Origin of the sequence: Pseudomonas mosselii, from assembly GCF_003205295.1 — a bacterium.
Lineage (GTDB): Bacteria > Pseudomonadota > Gammaproteobacteria > Pseudomonadales > Pseudomonadaceae > Aquipseudomonas > Aquipseudomonas mosselii_B.
Genome location: NZ_QJRP01000001.1, coordinates 187,992 through 204,218, shown reverse-complemented (window position 1 = coordinate 204,218; position 16,227 = coordinate 187,992). Strand labels below are relative to the sequence as shown.

22 protein-coding genes, 1 tRNA gene and 2 pseudogenes are annotated in these 16,227 nt (G+C 56.8%); 17 read left to right on the top strand and 8 right to left on the bottom strand.

All coding sequences use genetic code 11. The features are described 5' to 3' along the window. Window positions 1–283: 283 nt before the first annotated feature. Window positions 284–586 carry an ArsR/SmtB family transcription factor gene (locus tag DMX06_RS01060; RefSeq protein WP_196590202.1) on the bottom strand — a complete coding sequence of 101 codons (303 nt, stop codon included), beginning with the start codon at window positions 584–586 and terminating at the stop codon, window positions 284–286. 65 nt (window positions 587–651) lie between these two features. On the opposite strand from DMX06_RS01060, the gene DMX06_RS01055 reads away from it, so the two are divergent. Both DMX06_RS01055 and DMX06_RS01050 read left to right on the top strand, forming a co-directional pair. Further along, window positions 652–1,467, top strand: a complete 816-nt coding sequence (locus DMX06_RS01055; protein WP_110733706.1) for an alpha/beta fold hydrolase — start codon at window positions 652–654, stop codon at window positions 1,465–1,467. Window positions 1,468–1,575: 108 nt separating this feature from the next. Further along, entirely contained in the window at window positions 1,576–1,905 is a 330-nt protein-coding gene (locus DMX06_RS01050; protein WP_110733704.1) for a DHCW motif cupin fold protein, read from the top strand. 238 nt (window positions 1,906–2,143) lie between these two features. On the opposite strand, the gene DMX06_RS01045 is transcribed toward DMX06_RS01050, so the two are convergent. Beyond that, a complete protein-coding gene (locus DMX06_RS01045; RefSeq protein WP_181427761.1) occupies window positions 2,144–3,256 on the bottom strand; it encodes an acyltransferase family protein in 1,113 nt (370 codons plus the stop codon). Between the two features lie 413 nt (window positions 3,257–3,669). Here DMX06_RS01045 and DMX06_RS26495 point away from each other — a divergent pair. The 4 genes and pseudogenes from DMX06_RS26495 to DMX06_RS01020 all read left to right on the top strand — a co-directional run. Next, a pseudogene (locus tag DMX06_RS26495) lies at window positions 3,670–3,843 on the top strand (integrase); the annotation flags it as partial. Then, window positions 3,765–4,340: a ParB/RepB/Spo0J family partition protein gene (locus DMX06_RS01030; protein WP_258378784.1), complete on the top strand. Its 576-nt coding sequence runs from the start codon at window positions 3,765–3,767 to the stop codon at window positions 4,338–4,340. The pseudogene DMX06_RS26495 and the gene DMX06_RS01030, both read left to right, overlap by 79 nt. A 3-nt stretch (window positions 4,341–4,343) precedes the next feature. Then, window positions 4,344–4,727, top strand: a complete 384-nt coding sequence (locus tag DMX06_RS01025) for a helix-turn-helix domain-containing protein (protein WP_110733699.1) — start codon at window positions 4,344–4,346, stop codon at window positions 4,725–4,727. Between the two features lie 20 nt (window positions 4,728–4,747). Further along, entirely contained in the window at window positions 4,748–5,065 is a 318-nt protein-coding gene (locus DMX06_RS01020) for a hypothetical protein (protein WP_110733696.1), read from the top strand. A gap of 167 nt (window positions 5,066–5,232) precedes the next feature. Here DMX06_RS01020 and DMX06_RS26060 read toward each other — a convergent pair whose 3' ends face one another. After that, a complete protein-coding gene (locus DMX06_RS26060) occupies window positions 5,233–5,685 on the bottom strand; it encodes a hypothetical protein (protein WP_146232179.1) in 453 nt (150 codons plus the stop codon). Window positions 5,686–5,689: 4 nt separating this feature from the next. After that, window positions 5,690–6,124, bottom strand: a complete 435-nt coding sequence (locus tag DMX06_RS26055; RefSeq protein ID WP_146232178.1) for a hypothetical protein — start codon at window positions 6,122–6,124, stop codon at window positions 5,690–5,692. A gap of 273 nt (window positions 6,125–6,397) precedes the next feature. Here DMX06_RS26055 and DMX06_RS01015 point away from each other — a divergent pair, with 273 nt between their 5' ends. Next, a complete protein-coding gene (locus DMX06_RS01015) occupies window positions 6,398–6,637 on the top strand; it encodes a phosphoadenosine phosphosulfate reductase (protein WP_110734040.1) in 240 nt (79 codons plus the stop codon). On the opposite strand, the gene DMX06_RS01010 is transcribed toward DMX06_RS01015, so the two are convergent. Continuing rightward, a complete protein-coding gene (locus DMX06_RS01010; protein WP_110733694.1) occupies window positions 6,630–7,283 on the bottom strand; it encodes a hypothetical protein in 654 nt (217 codons plus the stop codon). The genes DMX06_RS01015 and DMX06_RS01010 overlap by 8 nt on opposite strands. A 48-nt stretch (window positions 7,284–7,331) precedes the next feature. Here DMX06_RS01010 and DMX06_RS01005 point away from each other — a divergent pair, with 48 nt between their 5' ends. Continuing rightward, window positions 7,332–7,826 carry a hypothetical protein gene (locus tag DMX06_RS01005; protein WP_146232177.1) on the top strand — a complete coding sequence of 165 codons (495 nt, stop codon included), beginning with the start codon at window positions 7,332–7,334 and terminating at the stop codon, window positions 7,824–7,826. 376 nt (window positions 7,827–8,202) lie between these two features. Here DMX06_RS01005 and DMX06_RS26050 read toward each other — a convergent pair whose 3' ends face one another. Next, a complete protein-coding gene (locus DMX06_RS26050; protein ID WP_146232176.1) occupies window positions 8,203–8,850 on the bottom strand; it encodes a hypothetical protein in 648 nt (215 codons plus the stop codon). Between the two features lie 48 nt (window positions 8,851–8,898). Between DMX06_RS26050 and DMX06_RS00995 the strand changes: the two are divergent. Then, a pseudogene (locus DMX06_RS00995) lies at window positions 8,899–9,564 on the top strand (DNA cytosine methyltransferase); the annotation flags it as partial. 265 nt (window positions 9,565–9,829) lie between these two features. On the opposite strand, the gene DMX06_RS00990 reads toward DMX06_RS00995, so the two are convergent. After that, a complete protein-coding gene (locus DMX06_RS00990; RefSeq protein ID WP_258378783.1) occupies window positions 9,830–10,627 on the bottom strand; it encodes an HNH endonuclease in 798 nt (265 codons plus the stop codon). Window positions 10,628–10,817: 190 nt separating this feature from the next. On the opposite strand from DMX06_RS00990, the gene DMX06_RS00985 reads away from it, so the two are divergent. Continuing rightward, on the top strand, window positions 10,818–11,060 hold the full coding sequence (locus DMX06_RS00985) for a DUF4224 domain-containing protein (RefSeq protein WP_110733684.1): 243 nt from the start codon (window positions 10,818–10,820) through the stop codon (window positions 11,058–11,060). Between the two features lies 1 nt (window position 11,061). Continuing rightward, the gene (locus tag DMX06_RS00980; protein ID WP_110733682.1) at window positions 11,062–12,123 is read left to right on the top strand and encodes a tyrosine-type recombinase/integrase; all 1,062 of its coding nucleotides are present in this window, start codon (window positions 11,062–11,064) and stop codon (window positions 12,121–12,123) included. 111 nt (window positions 12,124–12,234) lie between these two features. Here the strand turns inward: DMX06_RS00980 and DMX06_RS00975 are convergent. After that, window positions 12,235–12,322 (bottom strand) — tRNA-Ser (locus tag DMX06_RS00975). A gap of 147 nt (window positions 12,323–12,469) precedes the next feature. Here DMX06_RS00975 and DMX06_RS00970 point away from each other — a divergent pair. From DMX06_RS00970 to DMX06_RS00945, 6 genes are all read left to right on the top strand, one after another. Next, the gene (locus DMX06_RS00970) at window positions 12,470–13,141 is read left to right on the top strand and encodes a Bax inhibitor-1/YccA family protein (RefSeq protein WP_028692373.1); all 672 of its coding nucleotides are present in this window, start codon (window positions 12,470–12,472) and stop codon (window positions 13,139–13,141) included. 213 nt (window positions 13,142–13,354) lie between these two features. Continuing rightward, window positions 13,355–14,734, top strand: a complete 1,380-nt coding sequence (locus DMX06_RS00965) for a nucleobase:cation symporter-2 family protein (RefSeq protein ID WP_110733680.1) — start codon at window positions 13,355–13,357, stop codon at window positions 14,732–14,734. Window positions 14,735–14,820: 86 nt separating this feature from the next. After that, on the top strand, window positions 14,821–15,213 hold the full coding sequence (gene tusD, locus DMX06_RS00960) for a sulfurtransferase complex subunit TusD (RefSeq protein WP_028692375.1): 393 nt from the start codon (window positions 14,821–14,823) through the stop codon (window positions 15,211–15,213). A gap of 1 nt (window position 15,214) precedes the next feature. Further along, complete coding sequence (gene tusC, locus DMX06_RS00955; RefSeq protein ID WP_110733677.1) at window positions 15,215–15,574, top strand: sulfurtransferase complex subunit TusC; 360 nt, start codon at window positions 15,215–15,217, stop codon at window positions 15,572–15,574. Then, window positions 15,574–15,870 carry a sulfurtransferase complex subunit TusB gene (gene tusB / locus DMX06_RS00950; protein WP_110733675.1) on the top strand — a complete coding sequence of 99 codons (297 nt, stop codon included), beginning with the start codon at window positions 15,574–15,576 and terminating at the stop codon, window positions 15,868–15,870. Before tusC ends, tusB begins: the two co-directional genes overlap by 1 nt. After that, a complete protein-coding gene (locus tag DMX06_RS00945; protein WP_110733673.1) occupies window positions 15,867–16,202 on the top strand; it encodes a TusE/DsrC/DsvC family sulfur relay protein in 336 nt (111 codons plus the stop codon). Before tusB ends, DMX06_RS00945 begins: the two co-directional genes overlap by 4 nt. The last annotated feature ends 25 nt before the right edge of the window (window positions 16,203–16,227 follow it).

Genomic DNA, 16,227 nt, shown 5'->3' with positions numbered 1-16,227 from the left:
GTCCGTCAGCGCCTCATTGTCTCCTGGTCGCCTCGGGCATGAGGCCGCCTATGAGGAAAACGGCTGCTGGCCCTATCAGCCAATCCACCGTCGTTCCTGAACTGACTGCCGGAATCAAAAAAAACGCGGCTAACAGACCTACGCCTGCCCAGATGCGTCTGCGTGGCGTGAGCCACTCTCGGACCTTTTCCAACCTTTTGCCCATTGGCACTCACTCTCCTTGTTTGGTTTGCGGTGAAGCGGATCGCCTGCGGTGCTGCTAGGCACCAGCGAACCAAAATTGCTAGACACATCCACCCGGCGACAACTCAATCCTGAGCCACTCCAGGTACTCGAGAATCTCGGCATCGTTACGCTTGCAGTACGACCATTTTTGCTGCTTTGAAACCGAGATAAACCTCGCCTGCTTGAGAATCTCAAGGTGCCGGCTCGCTGTTGGCTGGGCGATACCCAGCGCACTTGCGATAAGGGTCATGCAGACGCCGAACTCGACGGGGTCTGCCGACCATTGTTCAGCGAAGTGGTCACGAGGCGCTGCGAGCAGGCGAAGGATCGCCATGCGGACCTCACTGCTCATCGCTTTCATCTGTATTGATCTGTCCATGCCTGCATCATATAGTCATTTAGCTAAATGACAATGTGAGGTGAGCCATGTTGGATCTACCCTACGCATCGAGCATCGAAGGCAACACCGTCAGATGGGGAAAAATGGGAACAGGCGCGCCGCTGGTCGCCATCCATGGCACCCCCTTCTCTTCGCAGGTATGGCGGCGTGTCATACCTCATCTCACTGACCGCAGAACCGTGTATTACTTCGACCTGGTTGGCTATGGCCTGTCTGAAATGAGGGAAGGCCAGGACGTTTCATTGGCGATGCAGAACAACGTCATGGCTGCGCTTTTCGAGGAATGGGGCATCGAGCGCCCTGACGCCCTGGCCCATGACTTTGGAGGCGCGACAGCGCTGCGCGCCTACTACCTGAACGGTCTGCGCTATGCGTCCCTCACCATTTTCGATGCCGTGGCCCTGGCACCCTGGGGCTCTCCTTTCGTTCAGCATGTCCGTCAACATGAGGCCGCCTTTGCCGGGATGCCCGACTACATGCACCGAGCGCTGCTGGCAGCCTATCTGCAAACCGCAGCGGCCAATCCCCTCAGTGACGAAGCCCTGCAAGCCTACAGCGCTCCATGGCTGGGGCCGATTGGCCAGGCGGCCTTCTACAGGCAAATCGCACAGATGGATCAGCGCTACACCGACGAAATCGAACCGCTCTACGGGAAGCTGGATTGCCCCGTATCGGTGCTTTGGGGCTCGGAGGACGCCTGGATTCCCTATTCCCAAGGGGAGCGTCTTGCTGGGCTTATCTCCCGACAGCCCTGCGTGCGCGTAGAGAACTCGGGCCACTTGATGCAGGAAGACAGGCCGGAAGCGATTGTGGCGGCGGTCTTGAAGCAGCTTGGCCCCTGAGGCAGGTTCGCTGGACTGTCTGTATGTCCAAATTCCCAGCGGTCTGTGCCTATCGGCAGAGCGATTTCATCGGTACGGTTCAGGCCTCACTGTTTCTGCGAGGTTGTCATGGAGCTGACAGCAATCCCGTTTGGTACCACGGACTGGTCAAAGATCGATCCTGTCGCTTATCCGGGCGAAAACGGTACGGCGTATTGGCGTACCTGTCTGTTTGGGGACGTTCGGGCTCGATGGGTTGAGTACACCCCAGGATATGTAGCCGATCATTGGTGCCGGAAGGGTCATATTCTGTTCTGCCTGGAAGGTCGGCTGGACACCGAGCTGGAGGATGGTCGGACTTTCACCCTGCAGCCGGGCATGAGCTATCAAGTGGGGGACAACGCTGAAGCACACCGGTCATCAACGCCTACCGGGGCCAAACTCTTCATTGTGGACTGAACAGATGCGTCTATGCAGGGGAGCAACATGAAGAAAATCGAAGCGGACTGAATCTGGCACTCCAAGGAAAGGGAACGTACACCTAAGAAATATTGTCGCCGAAACACCTACCGGTCCTATTCAAGACCCGCACCGCTCGCTAAGCACCCGACGTGGAGAGCCATGCCGTCTGAGGCAGAGCTCGCCACGCTAAGCAGCTACTCAAACAACTCAATACGGATCCAAGAACAGGCCATCATCAGGAACTGACCGCGCCGCCCCTATTCCGGAGAACTGAACTTATTGCCGTGAGTTTACTAACCGTCCATTTTTTTGCCGAAATCTCGAAGTACCTGTACAAAAGTACACTGACAACCAAGGCAACGAAGAAACACCCCACTGAGAAGACAATATCCCAGTAGGCAAAGCCGAGCAGCCCAAATTTCGCCCTCACCATCTGACCAACTTGAATAACACGCTGATGCACCAGATAGAATGCAAAACTTGCCTCACCCAAGAGAATCAACAGAGGAAAACTTAGCAGCCTTGCAGCCAGTCCATTATTGTACGCGAAGGACAGAACAATAGCCGCCATGGGCAGTAAATAATAGACATCATAACGATAACCTTGAGGTACATACGGGGCGAGCACACAAGCAACCGCCAGCCCCGCAATTGAACCAGCCTGAAGTAAAGTGGCGCTCAGATCTGAAATGTCACACCTGGCACTGAAACATCTGAACAGCAAGATCCCCACCATGAAATCGGCAAGTCTGAGCGGCGGGAAAATGTAGAGTAGGAAATGTCCGTTATTAGCGAGTCCGTAGCTCGCCAGCAGAGCCTTGAGCAAAATTACGGCAACCACCGACAACAGCAAGGCCCGAGTAGTCATTACCAGGAGCACTGGAAAAACCGCATAGAAAAACAGCTCAACCGACAGACTCCAAGCTGGCGCATTGAAAGAAAAATAAATATCACCACTTGAAAAAAAAGCTTGCGTCAGCGTGATATTGGCAAAGAGCCCGACAATAAAATCCCACGTCTCACCACGTTTCAAGGTTGCCATTACCGCGAACGGAATCACAGCGATAAAGGTAATAAAGTGGAGCGGATATATTCTGGAAATACGAGAAATCAAAAAATCAAGGTACCCACCCCGCAATACTTCACGCCCTTGGCACGCGTACGACAGGATAAAGCCAGACAGCACGAAGAAGAACGTGACGCCTATGTAGCCCTCCTTCATGACCGAGCCAAAAAAATCAACCAAAAATGCTGAATCACTATTCTCAAAAAAGTCCAAATGACTGAGAAAAACCATAAGCGCAGCAAAAAAACGAAGAGATGTTAAAGCATACAGCGGAACTTTCATATTAAGACCTGGGCCATCCGGAACATCCTGTGCGCGGGAATGATACAAATCTGTAGCACAATATGGAAGGCAATAGCTCATCAAGGAAGCCGGCCAATTGCGTCGCTCCATACGTCGATGGTGGCATCCTGTCGCGCACTGCGCACAAGACGGCGGTCACAGCTGGGTGCAGAAAAGGCCTTCTTGTTCGGCGGGCCGCGCTGGATGTTGACGCATCCTCCCGGCTCGCCGCGCGATTACTTTGTGACCTCGCGCACTTAGGCCCGACAAGCCTGGAGCGCGGTCAGCCCCCGATCGCCTTCGTCGGAAATGGCGGTAACTCTTCGAACATGCGCAGGGTCAAGCTGGGCGTATAGGGCCCCATCCACCACCACAGCCCTGGGCGGCAACGGTTCCGGCGTCAACTTCAATCGGGGCTCACTACCGACGAAAACCCGAGCCCAGGCGCGCACAAGAACAAGGAGGTGCCGCGGGACTTCTATGCGAACGACGCGATCTGGAGCGCGGTATGTGTGAAGGCGGTGGGCGAACTGAAGGACGCTATGGATTTGGCATATATGACAGGCCAGCGTCCGGCGCACGTGATGCGGATCGAGTAGCGCGGATCATCACCAGCCAGGAAAACGAAAAGCTTTCCCCTCTTGAGCTGGCCGAGGGCTACAAGCGATTGAGAGCTTTCGGATGGACGCCCGAGCAGATAGCCAAGAAGGTCGGCAAGACACGGCAGCATGTCGAGCAGGTGCTTACCGTAGGCAATGCAAACACCGACGTGCAGAACCTCGTAGCAGCGGGACATGTATCGGCGACGACAGCTGCCCAGGTTGTCCGCGAGCACGGAGACCGTGCCGGCAAAGTGCTAGGCGCCGAGCTGGAAAAAGCTCAGGCCAAAGGAAAGAAGAAAGTCACGGCGGGCACGATGAAAGGCCCGACTATTCCGAAACCCAGGCTCGTGGCCGTGCACACCGCCTCATGCAATTTGATTGCATCGCTGGACTCCATTGACGAGGACAGCGGACACCTCACCCTGCCGACTGCGCTGGTTCTTGAGCTGCGCAAAGCCCTAGAAGGCGCTCTACCGAGATAACTCATGGAAACGATTACCTGCGGCACATGGACAGGCCACCTTGGCAAAGGGCTGGCTCCCCGCGAGCTGGAGGCGCTGCTTGGCGTCGCCCAGGGCATGACCGCCAAACAGATAGCCCAGCAGATGCAGATCACCCCGGGCACAGTCGCCAACCGCATCGAGAACGCAATGTTCAAACTCGGCGTTGCCCGCCGTGCCGCAGCAGTAGCCGAAGCCATGCGTCGGCAGATCATCAGCCCGCTGTGCATCGCCCTCGCCGGCCTGATCGCTATGCATGCGGTCATCGATGACGGCGATCCACTGCGCCGCGACCGCAGGGCGCCAGAGCGGCGCACTACTCAGATTCGCATTGTGCGCAAGGCCGAGGCCTTCGAATACAACGCCTGATTCCCCACGAGGAACGCTCCATGCAAACAGCAATGCATCCCGCCTTCGAGGCGAATCTCGCCGTGCTCGCGGCACTGCTCGAACGCAGTCAGGCGGTTCGAGACGAAGCCCGCGCAAAGGCTGAGAAAGGAAGTCCCCGCTACCAGGCCTCAGGCCATGGCGGCACCTGGGATGTGGTCGAGATCGCCACCGGCGCTGTGCAGGGGTTCGCCTACAGCTACCGCACAGCCCTGCGCTTCGTCGATGCAATGGAGGCCGGGGCAGCAAGCAAGACAGGCACGCGCCCAGCCAATGAGGAAGCGCAAATTGCACAACGGAGCGAATCTGTAGAGCTCTGATCACGGCGAACCAAGCAGCCGTGGTTAACTTTGTGCCCAGAGGCTATCAGGTGCGGCTCAATTGGGACACTTCAAGCAGACCAGAGTGCGCCAAACTTGAATACCACACAACGGCTCGCAAGGAGCCATTGCAAACTTAGACAATCCTCGCACATGCACCCCTAATTTTAAGCATCTACGCCATTTACTTTCGCCTTGTTATTCATTTTGTTTTTTGAAGGGCTTTTCTTCAAGCCAGCGGAGGAGGTGACAACCTCATCTGCTCGAGATGTAATATTATGCAACAAAGCCATTTGCGTTTTCTTCAAAGCCGCATTATAGCCCTCCATAACTTCTGGATCTGGATTTTCCTTTTTAGAATATTCAGCCAGCCCAACTTCCAAATCGCTATGCTGTGTTTTAAGCGTGTGCCGCTCCCATTTTCGCTGCCCCCAAGCGAAGATGATCGCGAGAAAATTATTAGCAGCAAGTGCCACCACAGTCATTGAATAAAGCAAAAGCTGTTTTGCATCACTACCATCTGGAAGCTTTTGAATAAAAAACAAGAATACAGCACCTACAAATCCGGCGCACGCATCGGCTGTTGAGAGTACTTTATCACCGCGTTCCTTGCCCATCATTCACTCAGACCAGTTCAGGATATTTGGCACTCACAGAGATATATGCATTATCTAAAGAGCGGACAGTGGTGTGAACGCATCGCGTAAAATCACTATCTTTCACAAACATCAAATCACAGGCAAACTGTATGCTATCACCGCCATCTTCGTCGAAATCAAATGTACACTTAACATACTTATAGTTCGAGTTCACAAACTGCACCAGCTCGTATCGACGAGAAACATCCCTACTCTTTTCCGGATCAATAGAAGCACCAAGATTGAAAGAAATGTACTCCATTGAGCCGGCATCAAAACGAAGTGCGTAAACATAACTAATCAGCTTAAAATAGATAACCTCCTCCCACACATGTACAATTTCGAAACCCGCAGCCTTTAGCAATGCTTCATACTTTGACGAAACTCTTTCATCAGAAGCAACAACCTTATCAGTCTCCACTGCAAAACCCCTAAATCTAAAATTGCAATATACTAAGAATCTATAAAAATTCAAGCCCAATATATCTACGCAGAGCCCTCTATCAAGATAGGTCGTACGCTGAGGCACCCTCTGGGCGACGTCGCCACCCCACAAAATTAGCAATTTTAGTCAACAAAGTTGTAAGCATCAAGAATCCTTAGCTCCACTCCACTCGGAGTAGTATACCAATACCCCACTTCAAGGAATCACGCCACCCCGGCGCGGGTGGCGCCTGCGCGCAACGACTACGCGATGGCCGATTTCAACATCGCCAGCAAACGAGGCGCTGCGACCTTCTTCGCCACAGTGACAGATCCCACCGCGAGGACTGACGACAAGGTTAGCGCCTCCACCCACGGCATCGACCGCATGGTCGAATGGGCGAACACCAGCCACAGCGGGCGCCAGTTCGACATGATCGACCTCATCGCTCAAGCCGACAGCAGCCAACAGTGCTCATCGGCATATGGGCTATGCGAGCGGATCACGTGATGAGCTTTGGGCGAAGATATTCTTCGACTCGGACTAAAGCGGTATCGAGTTCGTTTTTAAAGGCATCTCCCTCATCAAGCGGAGATTCGTACAGAACGTCTCGACGCTTTTTCAGGATCCGCTCATAAGACTGGACTATATCATCCTTTTCATCCGGATTAATTGTAACCAAGTAAGTTCGCACATTATTCCAGAGCTCATGCTGAAGCTTAAATATGGAGTGGAATAGAGACTTTGCCTCCTCGCCCCATAAAGCCTCGCTTTCCAACAGAGCGGCATTCAGCCTCGCTCGCACCTCATCAATCAGAGAAAATCGATTTTGATAGGCCTTGGCAGTATCTCTGTAGTTCCTTTGGTTAAAGGTAAGGTTCTTATCCTGCTCCTGTGCTCCCCCTTCACCGCTCAAAATTACTGGATTTCTAACATGGCTAATCCCATCGCGAAGCCTATACAGGTCAATCAGCAGCCGCCGGGACAGGTCATGATCTGAAGTACCTTTGTTCTGTCTGCGCCATGTCGCAAGACCAGAGAATCCGACCCAGGCTCCCAACCCCACACCTATCGCGCTAACGACTGTGCTAATGATGCTGAACACATCCTTCGTAAGTGCCCAGTCCGCATCCGTGATCGCAAAGCAAATGGACATTTCGCCCTCCTTGGAAATTTGGCCGCACTATAACCGCGAGGTATCCCTATGCCCACAGAAAACCGATCCAGCAACACAGAGATGGTCAGCGTGCCGCGTGAGCTGACCCAAATGGCTGCCGATGCAATCGATGACCTATTGGCTGATGACGTGTCGGCCGTTTCAGCTGCTGCATGGGTCGATATCCCGCAGAAGCTACGCGCCCTTCTGGCCCAGCCAGTCGAGCAGCACCAGGGCGAGCCGGCGTGGTATATGACCGAAAATGGCCTGAGTGCCACCCACGCCAAGATGAAAGCGTTAAGCGATCGACAAGGCTGGGATACAAGCGACTACAGCGTTCCGCTTTACCAGCACGCCGATCCTAACGTCCGCTGGAAAGCCGTGGCCGATGAACAGATGCAGGTGATATCAGGCCTGCGCGCCCAGCTTGCCGAGCGGGATGTGCTGCTGACTGAGATCGAGAAGCGGCACTGGTCCGGCGCCGATTTCGATCTGCCTGCTGATCTCGTTCCCCGGATCAAAGCCCTATCCGCCAGCGCCTAGCCGGCCAGCACGCACAAGAGCATCGATCAGAAAAACGACAGCAGTCGCCAGGTGGATCACTTCGGTTGTTCGCTTCATGGCTTGCTCCAAGCAGTTGTTTGGCGCTCGAAGCTGACGATGCGCTAGCGGTAGTGCTCGACGGTCTGGGCGGCCAGCACACCGTGCTGGTCGTTAAATCGGAAAGAGCACATTTGTACTCCACCCAGCTGTACCCCCTCTCCCCTCTATTCACTGCCGCGATATGGCGGCCAAGGAATCGTCATGCCTCAAAAAATACTCAAACCGGCGCTCAACTCTAGCTGGGGATGGGCTTAAACCGGCGGATACGAGTATCCAAAAACCAGCCTTGATTGTAAGATCGGGCAATCAGTCAACCTTAATTCCTAACATTACGTTTTTCGTCCAAATCAGTGACCAGAGGAAGGAAAAGTCTTGCAAGGTAAGAATTTGGATCCTTATCAATCGAATTAATTTTATTCCCAAGAGCAAGCCAGCTCGCAGACACACGATCAGCCTCATATTCTTTCTCAGGTTTGTATCCAGACCCATCATACAACTCAACACATGTACTTATAGCGTTAGAGCAGTAATACTCAAAGTGATGCAACCACTTAAATCCACCCTTAAAATTCCCACGCCAAAGTGCAGCGCATTTTGTAGCCGTTAGATCAAACTCTGATCGTACTTTTTTCATTTCGCACAGCCAATGAGTGAAGTAGCTTTCTGGAAGCCCATTGTCCTCGCCCCCCATCCAACCGTCACTCTCAATCTTATGAACTGCATGTTCAGCTACCTGCCACGACACTTCCAAGAGCTCTTGATATTTGTAGATTGCAATCAACATCTCTTCAGCAAGCTGATAATCCGCTTGGCCACGCAATTGTTTTCTCCAAGTATTGACACCCCGTATTGCGGCGCAGGCCGCAAGTAGTCCTGCAACCGCAGCAATTCCAGAGAACGCCAACCCAAACACATCTTTCGTCAGTCCAAAGTCAGCATCAGTAATTGCAAAGCAAATATCCATTCGACCCATCCTCCTGTAGAAGACAAACTATACCGGCCAGGAGCCATCATGCCCATCACTTACGGAAGCGTCTGCAGCGGCATTGAAGCTGCAACCGTAGCCTGGCACCCGCTGGGCTGGCGTGCCGCTTGGTACGCCGAAATCGAGCCATTCCCCTGCGCGGTGCTGGCTCACCACTACCCCGACACGCCGAACCACGGCGACATGACCCGCCTAGCAGCCATGGTGCTGTCCGGCAAAATCCCGGCGCCCGACGCGCTGGTCGGCGGCACGCCCTGCCAGGCCTTCAGCGTGGCTGGCATGCGCGAAGGCCTGGCCGACCCCCGAGGCGCCCTCACCATCAAATACGTGGAGCTGCTTGATGCAATTGACCATGTTCGAACCATGCGCGGCGAGCCCGAGGCCGTCTGCCTCTGGGAAAACGTCCCTGGAGTCCTCTCCGACAAAGGCAACGCGTTTGGCTGCTTCCTCGGCGCCCTGGTGGGCGAATCCGAAGAACTCCAACCGCCAGGGGGCAAATGGAAGGACGCTGGTTGTGTGTATGGACCCACGCGAACAGTTGCATGGCGGATTCTGAATGCCCAATATTTCGGCCTGGCCCAACGACGCCGCCGTGTGTTCGTTGTCGCAAGTGCTCGAGCAAGGTTCGATCCGCTTGAAGTACTTTTTGAGCGAGAAAGCCCTCGCCGGAATAGCCCGCCGGGACGGCCGGAGGAGTTCGCACTTCATCCTACTCTCACGGCCCAGGGGGGAGGCGCTCTCGATGACAGAGAGGCATATGTACTGGAAGCGGACGGAATACGTCGAACAACCCCTACAGAATGGGAGCGATGCCAAGGATTACCAGATAACTACACCCAAATTTCTTGGCGCGGAAAATCCCCCGCTCACTGCCCCGACGGCCTCCGCTATCGAGCACTAGGGAACAGTAAAGCTGTGCCTATCGTTCGCTGGGTAGGTCTACGAATACAGAGCATTATTAGTCAAAAATATGAGATTGAATCAGGGATTTGACCTGCTCATAGCATGGGGTATCTCGCATATGCAGATGGACCGCAGAATGGCAATTAGCGCAAAGCAGTGCAAAATCATCTACCGTAACAACTCTATTGCCTTCACAAGCCGAAATAGGAACTTTGTGATGAGCCTCGATGTAGCTAACCTTATATCTAGCCTCAAAGTCCACACAACAAATATCACACACACAGCCCCCTCTGGACTTTAACAGTGCAACAACCTCCTTATTTCGCTCAACAGTTAGATGCTCGACATACCGCCTAGACCCTTCCTCAAAGCCACTTACATCAACTTTTCGACCCTTACGGCCATTCAGTTCAAAACGCGAAAGCTCGACGTAACTGGAACTAACACTTGAAACCCTAAATACACCCTCGAAACGCCAGAAAGCACCTCTTTCAGTCAGTAACGCGATTGGGTAGGAGAAAGCAGGTTGCTGTATAAGCGCTCTATTCGCTTTTTCGGTTAAGGAAATCACTCCCTTAACAGCCTTCAGCGAATATCTAAAACACTCCCTATCCTTTATCCATCCGTCATCCTTATAGCTGCCCTCCCACACCTTGACTATCACCCCCGTTAATGAAGGAAACTGGCCAACCCAGTTTATTCCCTGCTGCGGCGTATTGCCGATTTTTAGATGTTCCCCATGCCACCAATCGGAACCATGAACCTTAGACATCTTAACCAAAGTGTATACATCTCTCTTCGGAATCAGCCCCCTAACATCAGCGTCCATCAAATCAAGAAAATTTATTTCCACGACCCACCCCCAATACAAACAGATCATCACACTTCGCAATGCCTCAAGCTCTGGTGGCCTGCAGGCATGACCAACTCAACCAACAACGCTAACAGAATAGTTCAATAAATAAAGCCTTCTTTCCTCAGCAGTCAGTTGAGCATCACAAAGGCGACAAACACTACCGCTTCGGCGGCTCGGAGAGCACTCCATGAAGACCGAAATTCTCTCGGATGAAGAACTTGCCGAACTGACCGGCTACAAAGCTAGGAGCTACCAGCGCCGCTGGCTTGAAGAGCGCGGCTGGACATTCGTCGAAACCCACAGCGGGCGGCCACTGGTTGGCCGCTACTACGTCCGTATGAAGCTGGGCGTGGGCCTTGGAATAATGCCAACGGCGTCGCCACCACCAGTAGTCCCTGCGTGGACACCTGACATTTCGAAGGTGAGGTGAAATGCGCCCAAGGAAGACTGAGAACCGTGACCTGCCGCCCGGCATGTACCGGCGCAAGCGCACTAGTAAGAGCAAGAAAAACCCTGGCAAGGAGTGGATCAGCTACTTCTACTTGGATAAGTCTGGGAAGCCGGTACCGCTGGGTACTGACCTGAATCTGGCAAGGCTGAAGTGGGCCGAGCTGGAAGCCAAGGAGAAACCCAAGGACCTGGTCACCATGGGTGCGATCTTTGACCGATACGAGCGCGACATCATCCCGAAGAAGGCGCCGCGCACTCAGAAAGACAACCTGGCGGAGATACGCCAGTTGCGCAGCTACTTCGAGAAGGCTCCAATCGACGGCATCACGCCCGCTCACGTAGCGAAGTACCGCGACGCCAGGACGGCGCCGGTCCGGGCAAACCGAGAGATCGCCACCCTGTCGCACATCTTCAACATCGCCCGTGAATGGGGCCTGACCAACCGGGAGAACCCCTGCCAGGGTGTACGCAAGAATAAGGAGGTGCCGCGAGACTTCTACGCGAACGACGCAATCTGGAGCGCGGTTTACGCGAAAGCGGTTTGTGAATTGAAGGACGCCATGGACTTAGCGTATTTGACGGGCCAGCGGCCGGCGGACGTGCTGGTGATGAGGCGGGACGACATCGAGGGCAATGCCCTCGGCGTGAAACAGAAGAAAACCAACAAGAAGCTGCGGATCATGCTCGAGGTGGATGGAGTGGAAAGTGGCCTGGGCAGCCTGATCAGAAAGATTCTGGAGCGGAACACACCCCATGGATCGCCCTACCTGCTGTTGACTGATTCAGGCAAACGGGTCTCGGCGGCCATGCTTCGCCATCGATGGGACGATGCCAGGGAGGAAGCTGTGAAGGAAGCAGTCGCAGCCGGTGACCAGGTCCTGGCCGGCCGGATCAGCCAGTTCCAGTTCCGAGACATCCGCCCAAAAGCTGCGTCGGAAATCACTGACATCGACCACGCCAGCCTGCTGCTCGGGCACACCAAGGGCGACATCACCGAACGGGTCTACCGCCGCGTTGGAGCTCTGGCGAAACCCACCAAATAGGGAAAGTTTTGCCAGCGCTGACAAATAATACCATTCCCAAGGGCGTTCCCATGGGTGGTTTTACTATGCCCCAAAAACGCAAAAAGCCCTGAAAAATCAGGGCTTTGAATGTGGCGGAAGCGTAGAGATTCGAACTCTAGGATAGTTGCCCATCGACGGTTTTCAAGACCGTTGCCTTAAACCACTCGGCCACGCTTCCAGCTTGTTTTGCGGCGGCAATCATACCGTAATGTAACAAGCTGTCAAACTCTCTGTGTCGCGCCCTGCGACAGCTCTGATATGCTCTGCCTCATACGTTCCACTACCGCCGGTCCCGAACCGCGGTCTCACCCCAAAGGAGTGCGCCATGCGCGAACAGGATTACGCCGTCCAACACGGCCAGCAGGTCGAGCAGCAGGAGGTCAGCAAGGTCCTGCGCAACACGTACAGCCTGCTGGCCCTCACCCTCGCCTTCAGCGGCATCATGGCCTTCGTCGCCCAGCAGATGCGTGTCGGCTACCCCAACATCTTCGTGGTGCTGATCGGCTTCTACGGCCTGTTCTTCCTCACCAACAAGCTGCGTGACTCGGCCTGGGGCCTGGTGTCCACCTTCGCCCTCACCGGCTTCATGGGCTTCATCCTCGGCCCGATCCTCAACCGCTACCTGGGCATGGCCGGTGGCGCCGAAGTGGTCAGCTCGGCCTTCGCCATGACCGCCCTGGTGTTCGGCGGCCTGTCGGCCTATGTGCTGATCACCCGCAAGGACATGAGCTTCCTCAGCGGCTTCATCACCGCCGGCTTCTTCGTCCTGCTGGGTGCCGTGGTGGCCAGCTTCTTCTTCCAGATCAGCGGCCTGCAACTGGCGATCAGCGCTGGCTTCGTACTGTTCTCGTCGGTCTGCATCCTGTTCCAGACCAGCGCCATCATCCATGGCGGCGAGCGCAACTACATCATGGCCACCATCAGCCTGTACGTGTCGATCTACAACCTGTTCGTCAGCCTGCTGCAGCTGTTCGGCATCATGGGCCGCGACGACTGATCGAATCGGTCGGCACCGCCTCACAAAAAGCCCGCTTCGGCGGGCTTTTTCGTGCCTGCTGAACAGCAGTAGCAAAGCCGACGAAGATTGACTTAAAAGTCAGCTTATTACCCCATTGCGCCGCGATTGTGCGGCCATCGTGCTTGCCTCTACCCCTATGGGCTTTCTGCCCGTAGAATGCGCTCCTTTTTTCTTCCGGGGCGGCATTTTCCCATGAGTTCACACGAACACGGCCCAGGCGCGGCGGCGCCTGCCAATGAACTGGTCCTTGGCCTCGAGGACAAGCCTCGCCTGCTGATCGGCCTGCTGGCGGCACTGCAGCACCTGCTGGCGATCATCGTGCCGATCGTCACGCCGGGCCTGCTGATCTGCCAGGCGCTGGGCGTGTCGGCGCGTGACACCAACCTGATCGTGTCGATGTCGCTGGTGATCTCGGGTATCGCCACCTTCGTCCAGTGCAAGCGCTTCGGGCCGTTCGGCGCCGGGCTGCTGATCGTCCAGGGCACCAGCTTCAACTTCGTCGGCCCGCTGATCGCCGGCGGCGCGCTGATGGTCAAGCAGGGCACGCCGGTCGAGAGCGTGATGGCGGCGATCTTCGGCGTGGTCATCGCCGGCTCGTTCGTGGAAATGGGCGTGTCGCGCATCCTGCCCTTCGTCAAGCGCCTGATCACCCCGCTGGTCACCGGCATCGTCGTGCTGATGATCGGCCTGACCCTGATCAAGGTCGGCCTGATCAGCATGGGCGGCGGCTTCGGCGCCATGGCCAACGGCACCTTCGCCGATGGCGAGAACCTGCTGCTGTCGGGCGTGGTACTGGCGATCATCGTCATCCTCAACCGCATTCCGGTGGTGTGGATGCGCAGCTGCGCCATCGTCATCGCCCTGGCCGTGGGCTATGCCCTGGCCGGCTACCTGGGCCGCCTGGACTTCACCGGCATGCACCAGGCAGCGCTGTTCCAGGTGCCGACGCCGCTGCACTTCGGCCTGGGCTTCTCCTGGTCGCTGTTCATCCCGATGCTGGTGATCTACCTGGTCACCTCACTGGAAGCCATCGGTGACGTGACCGCCACCAGCAAGGTCTCGCGCCAGCCGGTGGAAGGCCCGGTGTGGATGCAACGGATCAAGGGCGGGGTGCTGGTCAACGGCGCCAACTCGCTGCTGGCCGGCCTGTTCAACACCTTCCCCAGCTCGATCTTCGCCCAGAACAACGGCGTGATTCAGCTGACCGGCATCGCCAGCCGCCATATCGGCATCTGGATCGCCGTCATGCTGATCCTGCTGGGCCTGTTCCCCAGCGTCGCCGGGGTGATCCAGGCGGTGCCGGAGCCGGTGCTCGGCGGCGCGGCCATGGTGATGTTCGGCGCCGTGGCGGCCTCGGGCATCAATATCCTCGCCAGCACCCGCCTCGACCGCCGCGCCCTGCTGATCATCGCCGTGTCGCTGTCGCTGGGCCTGGGCGTGGCCCAGGTGCCGGAGTTCCTCGCGCACATGCCGGCGGCACTGCGCAACGTGCTGGAGTCGGGCGTCGCCACTGGCGGCATCTGCGCCCTGCTGCTCAACTGGTTCCTGCCTGAGGGCAAGGAACAGGCCTGAGCCGTACCCGCCTGAGCACAAAGCCCGCGCCCACCAGCGCGGGCTTTTTGCTTTATCATGGCCGCATTCATTTGCACGAGCCTTCCATGAAATTCGCCATCGCGGTCTTTTCCCCGGCCCATGCGCCCTCCTCGCGCCGCGCCTTGCGCTTTGCCGAGGCGGTGCTGGCCGGCGGGCATGAAATCGCCCGATTGTTCTTCTACCAGGACGGGGTGCACAGCGCCTCGGCCAATATCGTCACGCCCCAGGACGAACTCGACGTGGCCGCGCAGTGGCGCGCCTTCGTCAGCGACCATCGGCTGGACGCTGTGGTGTGCATCGCCGCGGCCCTGCGCCGGGGCGTGCTCGACGACACCGAGGCCAACCGCTACCAGCGCCCGGCGGTGAACCTGCCGATGCCGTGGGAGCTGTCCGGCCTGGGCCAACTGCACGAAGCCGCGCAACTGGCCGACCGCCTGGTCTGCTTCGGAGGTGATTGAGATGGCCAAGTCCTTGCTGATCATCAGCCGCCAGGCGCCGTGGAGCGGCCCGTCCGCCCGCGAGGCGCTGGACATCGCCCTGGCCGGTGGCGCCTTCGACCTGCCGCTGGGCATGCTGTTCCTCGATGACGGCGTGTTCCAGCTCGCCGCCGCCCAGCAACCCGACGTCCTGCAGCAGAAGAACCTGACCGCCAACCTCCAGGCCCTGCCGATGTTCGGGGTCGAGGAACTGTTCGCCTGCGGCTACAGCCTGGCCCGTCGTGGGCTGGACGGCGACGCCCTGGCGCTGCCGGTCGAGGTGCTCGACGATAGTGCGCTGACCGCGCTGATTGCCCGTTTCGACCAGGTGGTGACGCTCTGATGACAACCCTGCATGTAATCGCCCACTCGCCCTTCGGCGACGAGCGCCTGGCCAGTTGCCTGCGCCTGCTGGGCCCGCAAGACGCGCTGCTGCTGTGCGGCGACGCCACCTACGCGCTCAAGGCCGGCAGCGAGCCGTTCGCCGCCCTGCAGGCCGCCAACCTCGGCGCGCGCCTGTTCGCCCTCGCCGAAGACCTGCAGGCCCGCGCCCTCGACAGCCAGTTGGCCAAGGCCGTGGACTACGCCGCCTTCGTCGAGCTCTCCCTGCACCACGACAAGGTCAACAGCTGGCTATGAGTACCCTGATTGTCGGCGATCGCCACATCGCCCTGGACAAGGACGGCTTCCTGGTCGAGCTGCAGGACTGGTCCCACGAAGTCGCCGAGGCCCTCGCCACCCGCGAAAGCATCGCCCTGACCGCGGACCACTGGGAAATCCTCGAGCTGTTGCGTCAGTTCTACCAGGAGTACCAGCTGTCGCCGGCCACCCGCCCGCTGATCAAGTACACCGCGCTCAAGCTCGGTGCGGAAAAAGGCAACAGCCCGCACCTGAACCGCCTGTTCAACGGCACTCCCGCCAAACTTGCCGCCAAGCTGGCGGGCCTGCCCAAGCCGACCAACTGCATATGACCGAGCCACAGCTGAATGACATCCG

Coding starts and splice junctions, on each gene's coding strand:
- DMX06_RS01060 (WP_196590202.1), bottom strand. CDS start 586: ATGAAAGCGATGAGCAGTGAGGTCCGCATGGCGATCCTTCGCCTGCTC.
- DMX06_RS01055 (WP_110733706.1), top strand. CDS start 652: ATGTTGGATCTACCCTACGCATCGAGCATCGAAGGCAACACCGTCAGA.
- DMX06_RS01050 (WP_110733704.1), top strand. CDS start 1,576: ATGGAGCTGACAGCAATCCCGTTTGGTACCACGGACTGGTCAAAGATC.
- DMX06_RS01045 (WP_181427761.1), bottom strand. CDS start 3,256: ATGAAAGTTCCGCTGTATGCTTTAACATCTCTTCGTTTTTTTGCTGCG.
- DMX06_RS01030 (WP_258378784.1), top strand. CDS start 3,765: ATGTGTGAAGGCGGTGGGCGAACTGAAGGACGCTATGGATTTGGCATA.
- DMX06_RS01025 (WP_110733699.1), top strand. CDS start 4,344: ATGGAAACGATTACCTGCGGCACATGGACAGGCCACCTTGGCAAAGGG.
- DMX06_RS01020 (WP_110733696.1), top strand. CDS start 4,748: ATGCAAACAGCAATGCATCCCGCCTTCGAGGCGAATCTCGCCGTGCTC.
- DMX06_RS26060 (WP_146232179.1), bottom strand. CDS start 5,685: ATGATGGGCAAGGAACGCGGTGATAAAGTACTCTCAACAGCCGATGCG.
- DMX06_RS01015 (WP_110734040.1), top strand. CDS start 6,398: ATGGCCGATTTCAACATCGCCAGCAAACGAGGCGCTGCGACCTTCTTC.
- DMX06_RS01010 (WP_110733694.1), bottom strand. CDS start 7,283: ATGTCCATTTGCTTTGCGATCACGGATGCGGACTGGGCACTTACGAAG.
- DMX06_RS01005 (WP_146232177.1), top strand. CDS start 7,332: ATGCCCACAGAAAACCGATCCAGCAACACAGAGATGGTCAGCGTGCCG.
- DMX06_RS26050 (WP_146232176.1), bottom strand. CDS start 8,850: ATGGATATTTGCTTTGCAATTACTGATGCTGACTTTGGACTGACGAAA.
- DMX06_RS00985 (WP_110733684.1), top strand. CDS start 10,818: ATGAAGACCGAAATTCTCTCGGATGAAGAACTTGCCGAACTGACCGGC.
- DMX06_RS00980 (WP_110733682.1), top strand. CDS start 11,062: ATGCGCCCAAGGAAGACTGAGAACCGTGACCTGCCGCCCGGCATGTAC.
- DMX06_RS00970 (WP_028692373.1), top strand. CDS start 12,470: ATGCGCGAACAGGATTACGCCGTCCAACACGGCCAGCAGGTCGAGCAG.
- DMX06_RS00965 (WP_110733680.1), top strand. CDS start 13,355: ATGAGTTCACACGAACACGGCCCAGGCGCGGCGGCGCCTGCCAATGAA.
- tusD (WP_028692375.1), top strand. CDS start 14,821: ATGAAATTCGCCATCGCGGTCTTTTCCCCGGCCCATGCGCCCTCCTCG.
- tusC (WP_110733677.1), top strand. CDS start 15,215: ATGGCCAAGTCCTTGCTGATCATCAGCCGCCAGGCGCCGTGGAGCGGC.
- tusB (WP_110733675.1), top strand. CDS start 15,574: ATGACAACCCTGCATGTAATCGCCCACTCGCCCTTCGGCGACGAGCGC.
- DMX06_RS00945 (WP_110733673.1), top strand. CDS start 15,867: ATGAGTACCCTGATTGTCGGCGATCGCCACATCGCCCTGGACAAGGAC.